At 29.3% G+C, this 17,868-nt stretch carries 24 protein-coding genes and 2 pseudogenes; 18 read left to right on the plus strand and 8 right to left on the minus strand.

The annotated features are described in order from the left end of the window. Positions 1-115 precede the first annotated feature (115 nt). Together MOV50_RS01190 and MOV50_RS01195 are read right to left on the minus strand one after the other, a co-directional pair. Positions 116-655: an RsiV family protein gene (locus MOV50_RS01190; protein WP_321778629.1), complete on the minus strand. Its 540-nt coding sequence runs from the start codon at positions 653-655 to the stop codon at positions 116-118. A gap of 46 nt (positions 656-701) precedes the next feature. After that, the gene (locus MOV50_RS01195) at positions 702-965 is read right to left on the minus strand and encodes a hypothetical protein (protein WP_321778630.1); all 264 of its coding nucleotides are present in this window, start codon (positions 963-965) and stop codon (positions 702-704) included. A gap of 480 nt (positions 966-1,445) precedes the next feature. On the opposite strand from MOV50_RS01195, the gene MOV50_RS01200 reads away from it, so the two are divergent. The 4 genes and pseudogenes from MOV50_RS01200 to MOV50_RS01215 all read left to right on the plus strand — a co-directional run bounded on the left by MOV50_RS01200 (position 1,446) and on the right by MOV50_RS01215 (position 6,379). Beyond that, the gene (locus MOV50_RS01200; protein ID WP_321778631.1) at positions 1,446-1,943 is read left to right on the plus strand and encodes a hypothetical protein; all 498 of its coding nucleotides are present in this window, start codon (positions 1,446-1,448) and stop codon (positions 1,941-1,943) included. A gap of 184 nt (positions 1,944-2,127) precedes the next feature. Further along, positions 2,128-3,312: pseudogene (locus MOV50_RS01205) on the plus strand (IS3 family transposase). 190 nt (positions 3,313-3,502) lie between these two features. After that, complete coding sequence (locus MOV50_RS01210) at positions 3,503-4,708, plus strand: IS3 family transposase (protein ID WP_321778632.1); 1,206 nt, start codon at positions 3,503-3,505, stop codon at positions 4,706-4,708. Between the two features lie 15 nt (positions 4,709-4,723). Next, complete coding sequence (locus tag MOV50_RS01215; protein WP_321778633.1) at positions 4,724-6,379, plus strand: Eco57I restriction-modification methylase domain-containing protein; 1,656 nt, start codon at positions 4,724-4,726, stop codon at positions 6,377-6,379. Between the two features lie 58 nt (positions 6,380-6,437). Here the strand turns inward: MOV50_RS01215 and MOV50_RS01220 are convergent, their stop codons facing one another. Both MOV50_RS01220 and MOV50_RS01225 read right to left on the minus strand, forming a co-directional pair. Then, positions 6,438-7,643, minus strand: a complete 1,206-nt coding sequence (locus MOV50_RS01220; protein WP_321777146.1) for an IS3 family transposase — start codon at positions 7,641-7,643, stop codon at positions 6,438-6,440. A 137-nt stretch (positions 7,644-7,780) separates the two neighbouring features. Continuing rightward, positions 7,781-8,830 (minus strand): WYL domain-containing protein, encoded by a 1,050-nt coding sequence (locus tag MOV50_RS01225; RefSeq protein WP_321778634.1) that lies wholly within the window; start codon positions 8,828-8,830, stop codon positions 7,781-7,783. A gap of 219 nt (positions 8,831-9,049) precedes the next feature. On the opposite strand from MOV50_RS01225, the gene MOV50_RS01230 reads away from it, so the two are divergent. The 8 genes from MOV50_RS01230 (at position 9,050) to MOV50_RS01265 (ending at position 13,325) form a co-directional block, all read left to right on the plus strand. Next, positions 9,050-9,400, plus strand: coding sequence for a YegP family protein (locus MOV50_RS01230; RefSeq protein WP_321778635.1), 351 nt, complete (start codon positions 9,050-9,052; stop codon positions 9,398-9,400). A gap of 1 nt (position 9,401) precedes the next feature. Then, positions 9,402-10,466, plus strand: coding sequence for a DUF6765 family protein (locus MOV50_RS01235; RefSeq protein ID WP_321778636.1), 1,065 nt, complete (start codon positions 9,402-9,404; stop codon positions 10,464-10,466). A gap of 11 nt (positions 10,467-10,477) precedes the next feature. Then, complete coding sequence (locus MOV50_RS01240; RefSeq protein WP_321778637.1) at positions 10,478-11,401, plus strand: hypothetical protein; 924 nt, start codon at positions 10,478-10,480, stop codon at positions 11,399-11,401. Next, positions 11,402-11,734: a hypothetical protein gene (locus MOV50_RS01245; RefSeq protein ID WP_321778638.1), complete on the plus strand. Its 333-nt coding sequence runs from the start codon at positions 11,402-11,404 to the stop codon at positions 11,732-11,734. Positions 11,735-11,745: 11 nt separating this feature from the next. Continuing rightward, the gene (locus MOV50_RS01250) at positions 11,746-11,967 is read left to right on the plus strand and encodes a hypothetical protein (RefSeq protein WP_321778639.1); all 222 of its coding nucleotides are present in this window, start codon (positions 11,746-11,748) and stop codon (positions 11,965-11,967) included. A gap of 86 nt (positions 11,968-12,053) precedes the next feature. Beyond that, positions 12,054-12,401 (plus strand): hypothetical protein, encoded by a 348-nt coding sequence (locus MOV50_RS01255; RefSeq protein ID WP_321778640.1) that lies wholly within the window; start codon positions 12,054-12,056, stop codon positions 12,399-12,401. A 16-nt stretch (positions 12,402-12,417) separates the two neighbouring features. Continuing rightward, positions 12,418-13,098, plus strand: a complete 681-nt coding sequence (locus MOV50_RS01260; RefSeq protein ID WP_321778641.1) for a metallophosphoesterase — start codon at positions 12,418-12,420, stop codon at positions 13,096-13,098. Positions 13,099-13,133: 35 nt separating this feature from the next. Then, positions 13,134-13,325 carry a hypothetical protein gene (locus MOV50_RS01265; protein WP_321778642.1) on the plus strand — a complete coding sequence of 64 codons (192 nt, stop codon included), beginning with the start codon at positions 13,134-13,136 and terminating at the stop codon, positions 13,323-13,325. Between the two features lie 58 nt (positions 13,326-13,383). On the opposite strand, the gene MOV50_RS01270 is transcribed toward MOV50_RS01265, so the two are convergent. From MOV50_RS01270 to MOV50_RS01280, 3 genes are read right to left on the minus strand one after another with little or no spacing between them, the layout of a single operon-like run. Continuing rightward, a complete protein-coding gene (locus MOV50_RS01270; protein WP_321778643.1) occupies positions 13,384-13,566 on the minus strand; it encodes a hypothetical protein in 183 nt (60 codons plus the stop codon). A 2-nt stretch (positions 13,567-13,568) separates the two neighbouring features. Next, on the minus strand, positions 13,569-13,937 hold the full coding sequence (mobC, locus tag MOV50_RS01275; RefSeq protein WP_321778644.1) for a plasmid mobilization relaxosome protein MobC: 369 nt from the start codon (positions 13,935-13,937) through the stop codon (positions 13,569-13,571). Positions 13,938-13,960: 23 nt separating this feature from the next. Then, positions 13,961-14,191, minus strand: coding sequence for a hypothetical protein (locus MOV50_RS01280; protein ID WP_321778645.1), 231 nt, complete (start codon positions 14,189-14,191; stop codon positions 13,961-13,963). Between the two features lie 188 nt (positions 14,192-14,379). Between MOV50_RS01280 and MOV50_RS01285 the strand changes: the two genes are divergently transcribed. From MOV50_RS01285 to MOV50_RS01295, 3 genes are read left to right on the plus strand one after another with little or no spacing between them, the layout of a single operon-like run. Continuing rightward, on the plus strand, positions 14,380-14,589 hold the full coding sequence (locus MOV50_RS01285) for a hypothetical protein (protein WP_321778646.1): 210 nt from the start codon (positions 14,380-14,382) through the stop codon (positions 14,587-14,589). A gap of 51 nt (positions 14,590-14,640) precedes the next feature. Continuing rightward, a complete protein-coding gene (locus MOV50_RS01290; protein ID WP_321778647.1) occupies positions 14,641-14,844 on the plus strand; it encodes a hypothetical protein in 204 nt (67 codons plus the stop codon). After that, on the plus strand, positions 14,837-15,268 hold the full coding sequence (locus MOV50_RS01295) for a hypothetical protein (protein WP_321778648.1): 432 nt from the start codon (positions 14,837-14,839) through the stop codon (positions 15,266-15,268). Before MOV50_RS01290 ends, MOV50_RS01295 begins: the two co-directional genes overlap by 8 nt. A gap of 12 nt (positions 15,269-15,280) precedes the next feature. On the opposite strand, the pseudogene MOV50_RS01300 reads toward MOV50_RS01295, so the two are convergent. Continuing rightward, positions 15,281-16,465, minus strand: a pseudogene (locus MOV50_RS01300) (IS3 family transposase). A 272-nt stretch (positions 16,466-16,737) separates the two neighbouring features. Here MOV50_RS01300 and MOV50_RS01305 point away from each other — a divergent pair. From MOV50_RS01305 to MOV50_RS01315, 3 genes are read left to right on the plus strand one after another with little or no spacing between them, the layout of a single operon-like run. Beyond that, positions 16,738-17,019, plus strand: coding sequence for a nucleotidyltransferase family protein (locus tag MOV50_RS01305; protein ID WP_321778649.1), 282 nt, complete (start codon positions 16,738-16,740; stop codon positions 17,017-17,019). Between the two features lie 23 nt (positions 17,020-17,042). Then, complete coding sequence (locus MOV50_RS01310; RefSeq protein WP_321778650.1) at positions 17,043-17,345, plus strand: nucleotidyltransferase family protein; 303 nt, start codon at positions 17,043-17,045, stop codon at positions 17,343-17,345. Between the two features lie 28 nt (positions 17,346-17,373). Further along, entirely contained in the window at positions 17,374-17,685 is a 312-nt protein-coding gene (locus MOV50_RS01315; protein ID WP_321778651.1) for a DUF86 domain-containing protein, read from the plus strand. Positions 17,686-17,868 lie beyond the last annotated feature (183 nt).

Genomic DNA, 17,868 nt, shown 5'->3' on the forward strand with positions numbered 1-17,868 from the left:
TTTCCAAAATTGCCCCTTTCAAAAGTTAAAAAAATTAACATTATTAAGAATATTTTTTTTAAACTTAAACTAAACAATATTCACTTAGTTTATATAAAATTGAAATAAATAGCTATTAGTTATTTAATCCTTTCTCCAATTCTAATGTTCCAAATACTGCTTTATACCAATGAAAATCAGCATTCCATGTACGAGATGGAGTTACAAAAAAGCCTAATGGTCCATTAGGTTTTAAAAATTCTACTAATTCATGATAATACATAAATACAACTATGTTTCCACACATTCCTGAACTAACTTCATATTCACTAAAGATAAATTCTATACCGTCATTTTTGATAAAAAACCTTGGTATAAAACTTGCCTTATCAAACCTCTCAAAAAAATCACAATCACTTCTTCTTTTGATAATCACTTTTATCTCTTCAAGTGCATTTCTTTTTGCATCAAATATATCAAAAAAATCATAGTCTTCATTAGTTATAGGGTTTATATTTATTGCGAAACTTGAGTTGTTTCCATTTAGTGATGGCATGTGAAATGTGTATTGATTCATTTTTAAACTTACTAAATAAGGAGATATAATTCCTTCTTCTAATTCAGAATTGTACTGAACCAAATTTTCATTCATTTCATCTAATACATTAGATTTCAATGTTTCATTAATATATTCTAAAAAATTATTTTCAAATAAAGGATAACTAATTGGGGGGGTAGAATATCTTGTCGATTTCTCTTTCGTGACCATCATATTTTTTAGTCAAATTATTTTCATAATATTTCTTCTCAATAGATAGTGAAGAAAATATATAATCATCAATATATTTTTCAACTCCTAGAAGTGAAGATGAAATAATACCTATTGAAAAACTTATAAGACCTACAACACCACTTATATAAGTTACTTTATTCGGTAAGTTCCATTTTGAAAATTGACGTGTATTAGGTATAAAACGTTTAAGCATAGTTAGCTCCTTTTTTTAAACTATATTGAAAATATTGAAAATCAATAAAAAGTATGACATATTGTCATGCTTTCTAAACATCTTTTTTTAAATTTTCTAGAATTGTATTATACTTCCATCACATACCACCAACAATATCAGCTTCTAAAAATTTACCTTTTAAGAAATTGGGGTCAGCTACAGAGGTTCAACTAGAAATACCATCGACTGATAAAGGCTCTTTTATACTTCAAGTTAACATCTTATTCATAAACTTTAAAATGTTCCTTTTTGATTGAATATTTATTCAAGCTTCTTTATCAATAAAAGCTCCACTCTCTCAAAAGTTTCAGTTTTTTATATCTATGTTCTTTACACTTAAATCAAGTCACGGAATAGTTAAAGTATCGCTCTTATGTAGCAAACTAACCCACTCGAAACCCTTAAAATAGCCACTTTAAAGATATAATTACACTATCAAATCAACAAGGTAGGTATATTATGAGTAAGCATACACTCTACAACACAACAGGACTTCAAAAAAACAATAAATCTCATGTTCTTTATGCACTAGCTGATAAACAGATGGAACTTAAACAGCTTCAAAAAGAATATAGTAAAAAAATCTCAAAAATTAAACTTGACTTACTATCTCTGAAATCTACTATTTGCCTTTTTGATGATGATTGTGAAGAAACAATTAGTAAAATAAACAATAAAACTTCTCATAGTGGTGTAAAAAAGCGAAATAGCTACTTTGAGAGGAGCGAAGTAAGAAAACTTATTTTAACAGCTCTTAGAACTGCTGATTCACCTTTACAAACAAGTGAAGTATCCTTATTATGTCAAAGTGCTAAGAATCTAGCTAGTGATGATATTGTCACAAATAAAGCTATCCAGAAGATAGTTGTTTTAACTTTACGAGAACTTGAAAAGAAAAATTTAGTTAAAGCAGTTGGAAAAGATGGTTTAGCTATTCTTTGGAAAATAAGAGACTAAGCTACTAATCTCTCGGCAACTCGTTTATTGCCTTGCCAATAACCTGTCCATTCACTATGAGTTGGTGTACTCATACACTTTTCTACAATATCAAGCATTATAATGCCCCTAAAATCTAAGACACAAATTCAGTAAGATTTATTTTCAAAAAAGCTAAAATAAGTAAGAAATATGGAGATAAATTATGAGTAGAAAAAAAGGGCAAACTTATACTGCCGAACAAAAAACAAAAATAGTCTTAGAAATGTTAAAAGAAGAGATGACAACAAGTCAGATTGCAACTAAGTATAAAATCACTTCTCAGTCTTTGGGGAAATGGAAAACTCAATTTTTAGAAAATGCATCTTTAGCATTTGATGTAGCTGGAGCAACTAAAGCATATAGAGATGAGATAGAAGAACTGAAAACTGAAAATGATGGACTAGCTAAAGCACTTGGAAAAGCAACTATCAAAGCGGAGTGGGCAACGGGAAAGTTAAAGAGCTTGGACTTTGATAATAAAAAGTCTCTAATAGAGTCTAAGCATAATAAAATATCTGTGTTAGAGCAGTGTGAAAGTCTTGGTATCAGTAGAAGTAGTTACTACTATCAACCAGTGCCAATGAGTCAAGAGAAGATAAAGTTACTTCATAGGATTGATGAAGTAGCTACTGAGAATTCTGAGTATGGTTATAGATTTATTTATGAATAACTGAAAGAAGATGGCTATGCCATCGGTAGAAATAGAGTGTTAAAATATATGGGTATCCTTGGCATACAGGCGATATATCCAATGAAGAGGAAACTCACTAGCCTCAAAAATCAAGCACATCCAATTTATGCATATCTACTCAAACAATATTGGACTAAAATTGGAAGACGAAAAACTGTATATGTACCAACTCCAAACGAAGTGTGGAGTGGCGATATTACTTATATTCGTATCAATGGTGGCTTCATGTACTTAGCTGCTGTTATAGACTGGCACTCTAAAGCTATCTTGTCCTATAAAATTTCAAACTCTATGGATACGACATTAGCAACTGATGTTCTTGAAGATGCACTTGCTAAATATCCTAAACCAAAAATATTTAACACCGATCAAGGGAGTCAATATACAAGTTATGAGCATACTCAGGTACTTAAGAATCATGACATAAAAATATCTATGAATGGCAAAGGCAGAAGTATAGATAATATTGTAATTGAAAGATTTTTTAGAACTCTCAAGCATGGCAATATTTACATCAACGATTATGAGACAATTCGAGATTTAAAAGAAGGAGTAAAATCATATATTTACAAATACAATTTTAAGAGATTTCATTCAAGTTTAGATTATAGAAAACCTATGAATGTCTATCTTGATTATTTAAAAAGTGTAGGATAAAGTAGCAGTTGCTTATGAAATTAAATCTTTAGAAATGTTGTCTTGATTTTTAGGGGCATTATAATTTAAGTATTGAAAATTATTTCAAAAATCTCAAAAAAGAAACTAGTTTAATACACGAAGTTTATAATGGCCTGAATATTTAAGACATAAATTCAGCGAAGTTAATTTCTAAAACAGTTAAAATATTATGAAATTAATGGAGCAAGATATGAGTCGAAAAAAAGGTCAAACTTACAGTGCCCAACAGAAGACTAAAATAGTGCTAGAATTACTCAAAGAAGAAGAGACTATTGCACAAATAGCAACTAGATATAAAATTACTTCCCAATCCATTACAAAGTGGAAAAAGCAATTTCTAGAGAATGCTTCACTTGCATTTGAACCAGCTAAAGCAGTGCAAGAATTCAAGAATGAGATAAAGTCAAAAGATGAAGAGATAGAAGAACTTCAAAAACAACTTGGTAAATCTGTTGTTGAAAAGGAATGGCTAGCAAAAAAGCTAGAGAGCTCGGTCTCATCTAAAGAGAGAAAAACTCTCATCGAGAACGGGCTTAAACTAACCAAATCAGCACAATGCAAATTATTAGGTATCAGTCGTGCAGCGCACTACTATAAGCCAGTGCCAATGAGTAAACTAAATTTGAGGATAATGCACACTATCGACGAGATAGCAACAGACAATTCAGAATACGGATACAGATTCATCCATCAACAACTGCTTGAAGATGGATACAGTATAGGTAAAGACAGAGTCCTTAAATATATGCAGTTTATGGGTATTCAAGCGATTTATCCAACTAAAAAGCGACTGACAAGTATCGGCAATCCAGAGCATAAAATTTATGAGTATATGCTAAAAGAGTACTGGACACGCACTGGTAGAACTAAGCATATATATGTTCCAACTCCAAACGAAGTTTGGAGTGGTGATATCACATATATCAGAACTAACGGTGGATTTATGTATTTAGCTGCAGTCATAGACTGGCATAGTAAAGCTATCTTGGCATATAAAATATCCAATTCTATGGATGCAACACTCGCAACTGATGTACTAAAAGAAGCGCTTTCTAAATATCCAAAACCAAAGATATTTAACTCAGACCAAGGCAGCCAGTACACAAGCTATGAACATACTCAAACTTTAAAACAACATGATATTCAAATTTCCATGAATGGAAAAGGTAGATCAATTGATAATATTGTAATTGAGAGATTTTTTAGAACTCTTAAACATGGCAATATTTATATCAGCGATTATCAATCAATTAAGGAGCTCAAAGAAGGTGTAAAAGCTTACATGCATAAATATAATTTTAAGAGATTTCATTCAGCTATCGGTTATCAAAAACCAATGAATATGTATCTTGAATATTTAAAAAATGTAGGGTAAAGTAACATGTAGAGGTTGAAATTAACCAAGCTGAAAAGTTGTCTTGATTTTTCAGGCCATTATAATACGCATTTTACTAATGCAAATAAATTAGTTTTACTACCAAATATAGATATAAATATCAAGCAAGGTAACTCACTAATATCTGATTACAAAATAGATTATAAATTTGATAATTTATTCGAACATGATATTTTTGATAGGTATAAAAGCTTAATATCTAAATATAAAAATCCAAATAACAATAGAATTGAATTATCATACCAAATAGATGAGATTAAATGTCAATTCAACTCAAAATTTGATAATGTAAATAAATTTGAGTGGAGATATGAGTTTCCAGAGGTATTAGATGAAGATGGTAATTTTTTGGGTTTTGATGTAGTGATTGGAAATCCTCCATATATCTCGCTGTCAAATATCAAAGAAGTAGATTACAGTCAATATGAATTTAGTACCTATGAAAAAAATACTGATATTTATGTGTTGTTTTTTGAGAAGATGTTACCGATGATTAAAACAAATGGATATTTATCTTTTATTGTTTCAAATAGTTGGGTTCAAGCTAAATACGGAAATACTTTAAGAGAATTACTTAACTCTATGAATACAAAGGTTTTAAACTTTAAAAGTATGCAATTGTTTGAAGGTGCTACGGTAGAAACTTGTATAGTTGAAGTTTCAAAGAAAAAAGATTCTCCTATCTCTATTATAGATATTGATAAATTTAATACAAAAAAAATAAAATACTCTAAATTTCTTGACATGCTCCATGATCAACAAAACAATTATAAAGAAGAAAATCGTTTACAAAACAAGATACTCAACAATGGAACGCTACTTGAAAATTGTGATATTGAAATATTTAGAGGTATTTTAACAGGATGTAATGATGCATTTATAATAGACGGAATTAAGGAAGATGAATTAATTGAACAACATGCTAAATCATCTGAAGTAATAATACCACTTCTTAGAGGTAAAGATATCCAAAAATATCAAGTAAACTTTAATGGAAAATTCCTAATTAACACTTTCAACGGTACATTAAATAAAAAAACTAAAGAAAGGGAGAATAGAGTTAATATTGATCATTATCCAGCTATAAAAAAGCATCTCAATCAATATGTAGATAGAATTGAAAAGAGAACGGATAAAGGTATCACTCCATATAATTTAAGAAATTGTGCATATGAAGATAACTTCAAGAAACCAAAAATCATATGGGGTGAGATATCAGACAAACCTAAATTTGCTTATGATGAAAGTGGGATGTATGTAGAAGCAACTGCTTTTTGTATGACTGGAAAAAATCTAAAGTACATACTTGCAATTTTAAACTCTAACCTATCAAAGTGGTATTTTAGTAAAATAGCTACTACAACTGGTATGGGTACTAATCGATGGAAAAAATACAAATTGCTTCAACTGCCTATCGCTGAAACAAGTAATGAAAAGTTCAAAATACTAACAGTTTTAGTGGACAAACTATTAAATGCAGGGCAAAAAGATATTGAGATAGAAAATGAGATAAATCAAATAGTTTACGATCTATATAGTTTAACGGAAGTAGAAAAAAATATAATAGAAAGTTCATCTTTTATTACAGAAGAATTAAAAAAGAGCAAACTTCGTAGTAAAAAGCCCAAACAACAAAAGCTTGAAATATGAAAACTATAATGGTTCCCTTTTTCAAGACCAGTAAAACAAGTTTTCTTATTTTACCTCTTTACGATACCAGTGGTAACAGTTTTGCTCCTTTAGGATCTAAATTATTGACAGCTTTATAATAAACTTCATTTGGAGTTTTATATCCAATCGCCGAATGTAATCTTTTTTTGTTGTAAGAGTTCATATATATTTTTATTGCTCGATTGAGAGATTTTATATTCTTATATTCATTCAGATAAATTTCTTCATACTTAATACTTCGCCAGAATCTTTCGATGCAAATATTATCAGTAGCTCTACCTTTTCCATCCATTGAAATTTTAATGTTGTGTTTTTTGAGAATATCAACATGAACTTTTGAAGTATATTGACTTCCCTGGTCTGTGTTAAATATCTCTGGTTTAGGATAAAATGCGAGTGCTTCATTTAACACACTTTTAACTAAGGAAATATCCATTGTGTTAGAAAGTTTCCATGAGAGTATTTTTTTACTATGCCAATCTATTATTGCGGCTAAATATACAAAGCCTTTTTCCAGTTTGATATAAGTAATATCTGTACTCCAGACTTGATTAGTTTTTTCAATTACAACACGTCCAGCATAATCTCTAAAATCTTTTAGGAGATATGGATACTTATAATGTTCTTTGTTTGCTGTAGTGGTCTTAGGCTTAGGATACAAGGCTTCTATACCCATATACTTCATAGCTTTCTTAACGAACTTTTTCCCTATGCTATACCCATCTCTTAAAAGTTGAGCATGAATTCTTCTACTTCCATATGATGGAAAGTCTGAATATATATTATTTATAGCATCTAATATTTTCAAGTCTTTACCTCTACTAAACGGTTTAGTTGGAGTATAGTACAAACTCGACTTACTTACCTGTAGCAATTGACACTGCTTATTCTGTGATAATTTATGCTTAGCATCAAGTAGAGTTTTTCTCTCTTTAGATGAGGCCAAGCTTTTTAGCTTTTCCACAAGAAAATCCTTCTCAACAATTGTCTCTCCAAGTTTTTTTGCAATTGCATCTTTTTCATATTTAAGAGTATCAATTTCATCTTTGTATTCTTTTACAACAGTACTTTTATCAAATGCTAATGACATATTCTCAAGAAACTGTTTTTTCCAATTTCTTAAACTTAGAGGTAGGACTTCATATCCACTAGCTATTTCATTAACAGTTTTTTCACCCTCTAAAACTTCCAGTACTACTTTTGCTTTAAAATTTGCACTATAACTTTTTCTTTTTGCACTCATATTTAATTCCTATATTCTCTATTTCAATTTTATCATTTTTGAAATAAGAAAACAAATTTTACTGGTTCAGTTTTAGGGGTTCATTATAATATCTGTAGTATTCAAAATTTAGATTAAAAACAAACAAACAGATATTACTATTTATATTTCACATGTGTATTAATATAAGAGAGAATATTTGATCTATTGTCAGTTGTATTGCTAGTATCATTTAATGTTTTACTATGAAAGGATGCGTAGGTATCAATATCTTGAAATATTTTCTCGACCACATCTATATCATCCCTAATCCTAATATTGGGAATATATTTTAAAATTGTTGGAATAATATCTTTGTAATATTTATTGCTAGATTTAATTTCAAAGACTGCGTATTGTATGCTATCTATTGTTTCCATTATATTAGTATTATGCCAACCGCTAAAATATGGTGCTCTCTTGATATATTCAACAAGCCATTTTACAACTAAAACTTCAATTGTTTTAGTTTTTTCACCAACACTAAAAAAAGCATTCATAGCATTTTTTAATTCATCTTCTGTTTCAGTAAAGTCATATTTAAATGATTCCTTGAGTATTTCTAAATCCCTTATTTTATCAATAGTATACGTTTTGATTTTTTTAGTTTCTCTGTTGTTGTATTCAGAGTACTCCTCATAACCTAATAAGTACCAATAATATTCAAGGTTAATAATTTTATATGGATAAAAAATTCTATGCGTTCCATAAAATGTAAATTTAATTTTCTTTTTTTTCTCTATGGCATACTTTAATTGAGCAAAAATTATTTCAAAATTCTCATCAATCCTTTCCAAAATATCTTGCTTAAATATTGATGTTTTAGTTCGTTTCACATAGTTATGTACTACTTTTTCTACAGATGAAACTAGTTTATCTCCAAATTTACTTTTATTTCTTAAAATTCCAGTTAAAACAACTGCTTCTTCTGGACTTAATAAAGATTTTTTTAGAAACTCTGGTTCTGTACGAATCCATTTATAAGTACTATCATCATATTTGAAGTCATTTTCATAAAATTGTTCACGAACTTCTTTGATGTGATCTGTAAGAGTTGATTTTTTCAGATTAAAACGCTTAACAATATCCTTAGTTGATATTGCTTCACCGTTAGAGATTTTTCGTATTATATATGGAAGAACCTCTTCCGCTCGATATTTTTTATTCATTCAAACTACTTTGTATAAAAACTTTGCATATTGTAATACTTTTTAACTTATATAAATATCTATGTCATTATAAATTGCTTTATTTTATACTGAAGGATAGTGACCGAAAATATTCGGCTATGCATGATATAAGATTTTAAGTGTGAAATAGTAAGTTCACAAAGTATAGAAGTACACAAAAAAGTGTAAATAATAATGTTCAATTTAAAAGGAGTCAAAATGACTGAGAACAAAAACAATGGGTATTACGTCCTAACAAAAAACGTAGAGGCTAAACAACCATATCATTTCGTGCTTAAGGCATCAAACCATGAAACTATTTTAAATAGTGAAAATTATACAACAAAAGATTCTGCTCTCAATGGAATTGAATCTGTAAAAGTTAATTCTCAAGATAAAGAGAATTTTGAAATTAGAGAGGCTAAGAATGATGAACCATATTTTGTTCTGATTGCACAAAATAATAAAATTATTGCTACATCTGAAACTTACTCCTCAATGGAAATGTGTAAGCATGGAATTGATGCAGTAATTAAATATGCATCAGATGCAATTGTGAAAGGAGTATAGTATGCAAAAAGATTTTCACCATACCGTAACATATGTGCTTTCAAGACTTGCAGGATTTGAGCATAATGACTCTAATACAATAGCATACTCTGCCCAATATGTAGATGATGCAACAAATTCGGGAACGGTACAATTTAAGAATGGAGCAATGTATTCTCGTATTAGCTCAGCTCATGGAACATATGATTTGCATCATCATGTTAATCAACATGAAAATCACCTAGTTTGGGTTCCTTTTCATTTTTTACCTGGTAATGACGGAAAAACATCCGAAGAAGCTACAACGGGCAAATTTATAAACAAATTAGTTTGCAGACCAGATAGCCCTGTAGCTAGAGAAATGTTAGATATGTGTGTAAGAGATGCATATAAGAATTATGCACTACATAGACTAGGAATTACAATGCATGTATATGCAGATACTTTTGCACACAAAGGATTTGCTGGAAAAATTCATGAAGTAAATAAAGTATATGACCTAAAGTTAGAAAATGAAGATTTGTCTTATCTAGATGAGAAAAAATCTAAAGGATTAACAGAGAGATTTCCTATGGGGCATGGAGCAGCTTTAGAGTGTCCTGATAAACCGTACTTAAGATGGTCTTATAAAAATGCTTTAGGAGAGATAATATCAAGGGATAATACAGAAGATTTTATGCATGCTGTTAATACCTTACATGCTGAATTATGTCGATACCGATATGAATTAGATGATTCAATTGATGTACCTGCATTACTAGATGAAGACTTGAAGCAAATTGAATCTAACTTTAAAACCTTTACTGATCCAAAGGGTGATAATAGACATGAAATGTGGATAGAATCAATTGCAAAGGGTGAATTTAGTTTTGGTGAGCAAGAGTTATCATATGTTGCCAAGGGTGAAGGTTCATGGAAATATGATGCAATTGAGCAGAAATCATTTTTTGATAGTTTTAATGATAGATTTAATTATCGGGATAGTTTTTTAGATAGTGATTGGAAATTATTTCACGATGCTTTACAAGAGCATAGACTTACAATCATTCATGATGTATTGCCAAAATATGGCATTTGTGTTTCATAAGGAAGATTAGTATGATATATATTAAAACATTACTCATTACATGGGTATTAATATTCGGATTTACTGGCTGTGTCTCCAAGGATACTAAACAATTACTTTCTAAGTATGCGATAGCTTCAACAGAAGCTCAAAGAAACATCATCTTTACATATGAAGATACTTTAGAGAACTCACAAAAAGCAAAGTATTATAAAGCAGTTAGAGATGGTGCTACAGTTAAAGATTTGCAGTCAGTTAAGATTGATTATTCTGGTCAGATAAAAACATTAAATGATCTTGTTTCATTCTCTGAATCTATGATAGCTATAACAGGGGATAGTTTCAATAATAAGATAGATGAAAACTCTGCAAAATTATATGAGAGTGCTAAAAATCTTTCTGAAAACAAAGCTGTCTCTCATAATGTGTCAAATGAAGATCTTCAACTGTTTGCAACATTAGTGAATGGTGCATTTAGGGGCTACAGTGAATATATCAGGGCAAAGAAGCTTAAAGAACTTATATTAGTCGCTGATAAATGGGTACAACCATCAATTAATAGTCTAGATAAAGATTTAAACCACTGGAAAAAGATTCTTAAGCGTTCTCTTTATAAGCAGAAGAATATCAAGATTATGATTCTTAATAAACCGCATACATATTGCCAAATAAAAGATGCGACAAAGAAATGTATTCCTTTAGCTGAGACTTTTAAAACAAAAGTAGATATGTACGAAGATATTGCATTATTACAAAAACGTCTTGACAATCTTGATAAAGAGTTTGAATCATTATCAAATTCGATAATCACAATGTCAAAGCTACATAAGAATGTAATCATATCGCTCAAACGAGATGAGATTAACAAAGAAGAGTTGAGTAAGATATTTTATGATTTAAAAGAGCATGTAGATTCTATAAAAGAGTTTAGAGATAGTATAAAGAAGGAGCAGTAAATGCCTACAGATAATACAGTATATGATTCAGTAGAGAATGCATATAACAAAATACAAGAGTTTTTTGATAATAATCAATTTGGAGCAGAACACTCTGCTATGATATTAAAACATGAAGAACTAGCTGATATATTAGATAGATTGGATATTCAAGCGATTGAAGAGCAGTCAAATAATTTAAATGAGTTACATGAAAAATTTAAAGACATTAAAGAAGCTGCTGATAAAGTAGTTGAAGAATTAAATGATGTAATAGATTATATTGCTACTGCTGCTAAAGTTGTTAGTGGATTAGATAAAATATTGTCTAAAATCACTGATATACTCGTATAAAGGGAGTGGTGATGTTATTTAATAAAATTAATTTTTCAGAGATTATTCTAAACCAATATATACAAAGTTGGTTTATATGGATTGGACTTTTTATAGTTGGTGTTTTATTGCTTAAATACGCTCATTTTATAGGTACTACAAATAGAGAAATAAATAAAATGGAATCTTCTGGTGCAGGACTGGTCTCTCTATCAGTAGTAATACACTTTGGTGTTATATGGGCGTTAATATAACCTGATATAAAATACTTATTTAAAGTATAAATTCTAAATAATGTGTTACTGTATATCAATAAAACGAAAGCTTGAGGTACATGATAGTGAAACAAACAAAATTAAAAAGAAGAAAAAAACATTTTAATAATGCAGTACCTCTTAATGCTGTTGGGATAAAACTAGATAAAAGTGTTTTTGAGTTTGATTTGTTCTGGAGTGTTAGAGATGGAAAAAAGCTTCCAATTGATTCAATAATATTCATCTACTCCCAATATTTAAGTACTAAAAATATGAAAGCCCTTGTTATGCTATTTGGGAAGAAAAGAGTCCTTAAGATACTTAGAAGAAGTACAAACGAACATGAGAGAGCATGTAAAATAAATATTGCAATCGTTAATAACACCATAAAAAGAAAATATACTGCATACGATTTTGCACCATGTATTATTTAAAATGAGAGAATCATAGATGAATGATATTAACAATAATGGTATATGGGTTATAGGTGATGTTCATGGAGAGTCTGATAAATTAATCTCTCTAGCAAATAAACTTCCAAAAAATGCTAATATTTGTCTTACTGGTGATCTCGTAGATCGAGGAGACAACTCTTCTAAAGTAATCGAATTAGTTTTAAATAAAAATTGGCTCAGTGTACTCGGAAATCATGAGCTTATGATGCTTAAATCTATGAATGAAGATAGTGACAATATTTTATGGCAACAATATGGTGGTAACAAAACACTAATATCATACGAAGAGCTAAGTGACGAAGTTTGGGCTTCACATATTGAGTACTTAAGTTCACTTCCATACTTTTTATATTTCGAATTTGATGGTTATAAGCCCTTAGTTGTGTCACACTCCTATATTCATCATGTTTGGATTAATAAAGATCATCCATACTGCGAATATGATGGACACGATATACTATGGCGACACATGTATGATAAAAAGCTATTTCAAGCAGATAAAGAGCTTCAAAACAATATTTTTAATGTGTTCGGTCATTCTCCAGTAAAAGAGCCTTTAATAACTGAAACACTTGCTATGATTGATACTGGAGCCACTTATATTAATAACAAAGACTTAGGACGATTGAGTGCTATTCATTACCCTAGTTTGGACGTTGTGAGTATTTATGAATAAAATTTATCTAAGCCAAAATCAATAAGAGAGATGCAATGAACTTTAAACAAGCCTATGAAAATTCAAATATAAATGATGTAAAATTTGAGTTAAGGAATAACAACTATGAAGAATTGCTAAGTCTTTGTACTGTTGCACATTTTGAAAAACAAAAACTTGAAAAAGAAGTTGAAAGGTTAACAGCTGAGAATGAAAATTTAAAATTATCAATAATGGTAAAAAATTGAAGTGGGTAGTGTAATTATATACAAAACTATCGTATTTTAGGAGTTCTGAACAGAGTTTTTATTTTGTGCGTTTGCTACATAATATCGCTGAATTATGCATAAACTCATTTTCTAAATCATTAGAGTTCTCTCTATCAGCATACATATTCCACGAATGCCTATCAAGGGTCTCTTCTTTTTCAAGATAGTCTAGTAGTTGATTAAAACTACTATCAGACCTACTCATAGATTTCATAATCATAGTTAGTTTTTAGAAATAAACTTTTTAAACTCAACTTCAAGTCGTTGAAGAGAATTTAGAAGAATATTTGTATCAATATATTCTCCAATATTGGTTTTATGAGCTATTTGGTTTATGTTTGTAGCTATACCTCTAGAGATTCTAATATATTGATTTATATACTCTGTTTCTTCTTTAGTAAAAACTAATATTCTCTCTGTACTAAGAAAGTTTGTTACTATAGTTTTTGCATAAGCATTTACGCTTAAATCATGCAAAAAGCTTCTTTTACGCAGTTCTTCATAGAAGATATTTTTTACTGGAAAGGTTACAAATTTATTTATCTGTTTGTAACCTTGTTTATAAGTCTTTTGATAATCATTTTTATTCATAACAAATTCACTTAAAATATAAATTACAATGTTTTTATTGTTGTTTGACAATAATATTTAGCGAGTTCAATTAATGTATAAAATACATCTCCTTGACCTTGCTTTAAATAGGAACATCCTAAACCACTTCTTCTTAGTCTATCAAGACTAGAAATACTAACACCAGTCTCACGACTCATCTCTTTTTTTGAGAGTGCTACCTTTTTATGTTTACTATAAAAGGTATCAAATAAAACTTTTTCTTCATCAGACATAATAACTCCTTCGTATGATTTAAGTAAGTTTAAACTAAATTAACTTAAAATAATATAATAATACTAAGTATTAATTAGAATATATAGAGAAAAAGTGACTTGATTAGATATGAATAGCTATACTTTCAATAAAGATTAATACTTAGTAATATATAATAAAAGTAATTAACATAAGAAAAGGGTTTACTATGTCAGATAGAAAAGCAGGTCGTCCACCATTAAAAGATGATTCAGAGAAACAAGATAAAAAAGTGATGTTGTCCTTTACAACTAAGAGATATGAAGAATTAAAGAAAATGCAGGTGCTTCTAAATCAAGCTACTCTTACAGCTACTATTTTATTTTTTATGGATAGAGGTATGCAGAATGTTAGAGAAGAGTTTGCAAATGTTAGATAATTAATAGACTATTAATATAATCTCACTTTTATATACTTAGGAAAGATAAAGATGATAAAACTACTAAAAGAAAATAATTTTTTAATATTAAAGTATACACCTGATAGGAGTGATGTTGAATTTGTTCATGAATATTTAAAGGATGGTCAGTTCAAACTAAAAAAGAGCTTTTATTTTGTAAAAAACAATGTATATCAAAGTCTAACTACTACAGAAAGTATAAGTTTTCATATAGCGACATTAGATAATGGATAATGGATATTATAAGTTTGATAGTGATATTCTTGATATAGATTTTACATTATTCATTCATGAAACTATAGAAATAGATCAATACTTTTTTGTTGCAAAGGGTTCATATAATATCTCAATTTTTAAAGGATTTTATGATATAACATCATCAAATCAAGATGTGTATATAGGCGGTAATAAAAAAGAAAATATACCGCTTGAAGATTTTCAAAAACTACAGAGCCAATTTCCAACTTCTACAGAATTAGCAAAATATAAAAATTTCAGAATTGAATTAATTATTAAAGAATATATTGATACAAAACAAAATTTTGAAGAAAAATATATTCAATATATGAATAAGAAAATAAGTAAAAAAGGTCTTAATCTAGATGTTTATAATGCCCCTAAAAATCAAGACAACATTTCTAAAGATTTAATTTCATAAGCAACTGCTACTTTATCCTACACTTTTTAAATAATCAAGATAGACATTCATAGGTTTTCTATAATCTAAACTTGAATGAAATCTCTTAAAATTGTATTTGTAAATATATGATTTTACTCCTTCTTTTAAATCTCGAATTGTCTCATAATCGTTGATGTAAATATTGCCATGCTTGAGAGTTCTAAAAAATCTTTCAATTACAATATTATCTATACTTCTGCCTTTGCCATTCATAGATATTTTTATGTCATGATTCTTAAGTACCTGAGTATGCTCATAACTTGTATATTGACTCCCTTGATCGGTGTTAAATATTTTTGGTTTAGGATATTTAGCAAGTGCATCTTCAAGAACATCAGTTGCTAATGTCGTATCCATAGAGTTTGAAATTTTATAGGACAAGATAGCTTTAGAGTGCCAGTCTATAACAGCAGCTAAGTACATGAAGCCACCATTGATACGAATATAAGTAATATCGCCACTCCACACTTCGTTTGGAGTTGGTACATATACAGTTTTTCGTCTTCCAATTTTAGTCCAATATTGTTTGAGTAGATATGCATAAATTGGATGTGCTTGATTTTTGAGGCTAGTGAGTTTCCTCTTCATTGGATATATCGCCTGTATGCCAAGGATACCCATATATTTTAACACTCTATTTCTACCGATGGCATAGCCATCTTCTTTCAGTTATTCATAAATAAATCTATAACCATACTCAGAATTCTCAGTAGCTACTTCATCAATCCTATGAAGTAACTTTATCTTCTCTTGACTCATTGGCACTGGTTGATAGTAGTAACTACTTCTACTGATACCAAGACTTTCACACTGCTCTAACACAGATATTTTATTATGCTTAGACTCTATTAGAGACTTTTTATTATCAAAGTCCAAGCTCTTTAACTTTCCCGTTGCCCACTCCGCTTTGATAGTTGCTTTTCCAAGTGCTTTAGCTAGTCCATCATTTTCAGTTTTCAGTTCTTCTATCTCATCTCTATATGCTTTAGTTGCTCCAGCTACATCAAATGCTAAAGATGCATTTTCTAAAAATTGAGTTTTCCATTTCCCCAAAGACTGAGAAGTGATTTTATACTTAGTTGCAATCTGACTTGTTGTCATCTCTTCTTTTAACATTTCTAAGACTATTTTTGTTTTTTGTTCGGCAGTATAAGTTTGCCCTTTTTTTCTACTCATAATTTATCTCCATATTTCTTACTTATTTTAGCTTTTTTGAAAATAAATCTTACTGAATTTGTGTCTTAGATTTTAGGGGCATTATATTTCTCCTAATTGTATTTTAGACTTAATTTAAAATACGAGGCTTACATATCCTATGTAGTAGAATATTAGAACCTACCGCACTTCGTTTGCTGACTCATCCACGACTTACTTCATTGCATTTCGTAAGCTTTCGCAGTGAGTAATAAATATGATATAATAATGCTATTTATAAAGAAGGAGAAGCTATGATTAATCGTGATGAAATACTGAATATACTTAAAAACAATATCAAAAAATATGATATTGTGGAACTTGGTTTATTTGGGTCAGTTGCTAGAAATCAAGCTTCTTCAAATAGTGATGTTGATATTTGTATTAAAACAAAAACTCCTGATATGTTTGCTCTAGTGCATATTAAAGATGAACTCCAAAAACTTTTTTCTAATTCTATAGATATAGTAAGGATAAGAGAGAGAATGAACCCTTATTTAAAAAGTAGAATTGAGAAAGAATCAATATATTTATAAAAAAACTACTAAGGATTCTTCCTATGACTAAAAATATTATTCTAAATTATTTAAAAAACAAAAAAGAAGAACTACATAAAAAATATGGAATTGTGTCTTTGGGCTTATATGGAAGTTATGCTAGAGATGAAGCGACTGATAAAAGTGACATAGATATATTTTATGAAAGAGATAGTAATTTTGAACTAGATAGTGGGCTTGAATTTATGAATATTAATAAGCAACTTGCAGATGATTTGCATGTGTCGAAAGTTGATTTTGTTTCTCTTGCATTTATGAACCCTATTATAAAGCACTATGCAAAAAAAGACTTTATATATGTATAGTGAAAAAAATTTAATTTATATTTTCACTATGCTTGAATGTATTGAAAAAACTTGGATTTACACCAAAAGCTTTAGTAATCCTAGTGACTTAATATGGTCAAATGAACAAATCGAATTAAATGCTACTATTTCACTTTTTATAGCTATTGGGGAAGAGTCAAAAAAAATTGAACAATCACTAAAAGAGTCAGTTAAATGTGATTTTTCATGGAATGATATAGCAGGAATACGAGATAAAATCTCACATGATTACAGAGGTGTTGACGCAGATATTTTATGGATTGTGATACATAAAGATTTAAAAAAGTTAAAAAACTGCATTAGTAGAAATGGTAGATAAAATAAATCCATCAAAAGAACTTCTTAAAGAATTTTTATCAACTAAATATTATCAGCATATCAAGTACCTAAATTAAGCGGACTTTTAGCGGACTTGGTGTTTTTTTGATGAAGATAAAAAACACTCAAAACAATGTACTACAGGATAGGAGAGCAAGTTTATGTTACCAAAATACTCAGAATT

Origin of the sequence: Sulfurimonas sp., from assembly GCF_029027585.1 — a bacterium.
Taxonomy (GTDB): Bacteria; Campylobacterota; Campylobacteria; order Campylobacterales; family Sulfurimonadaceae; genus Sulfurimonas.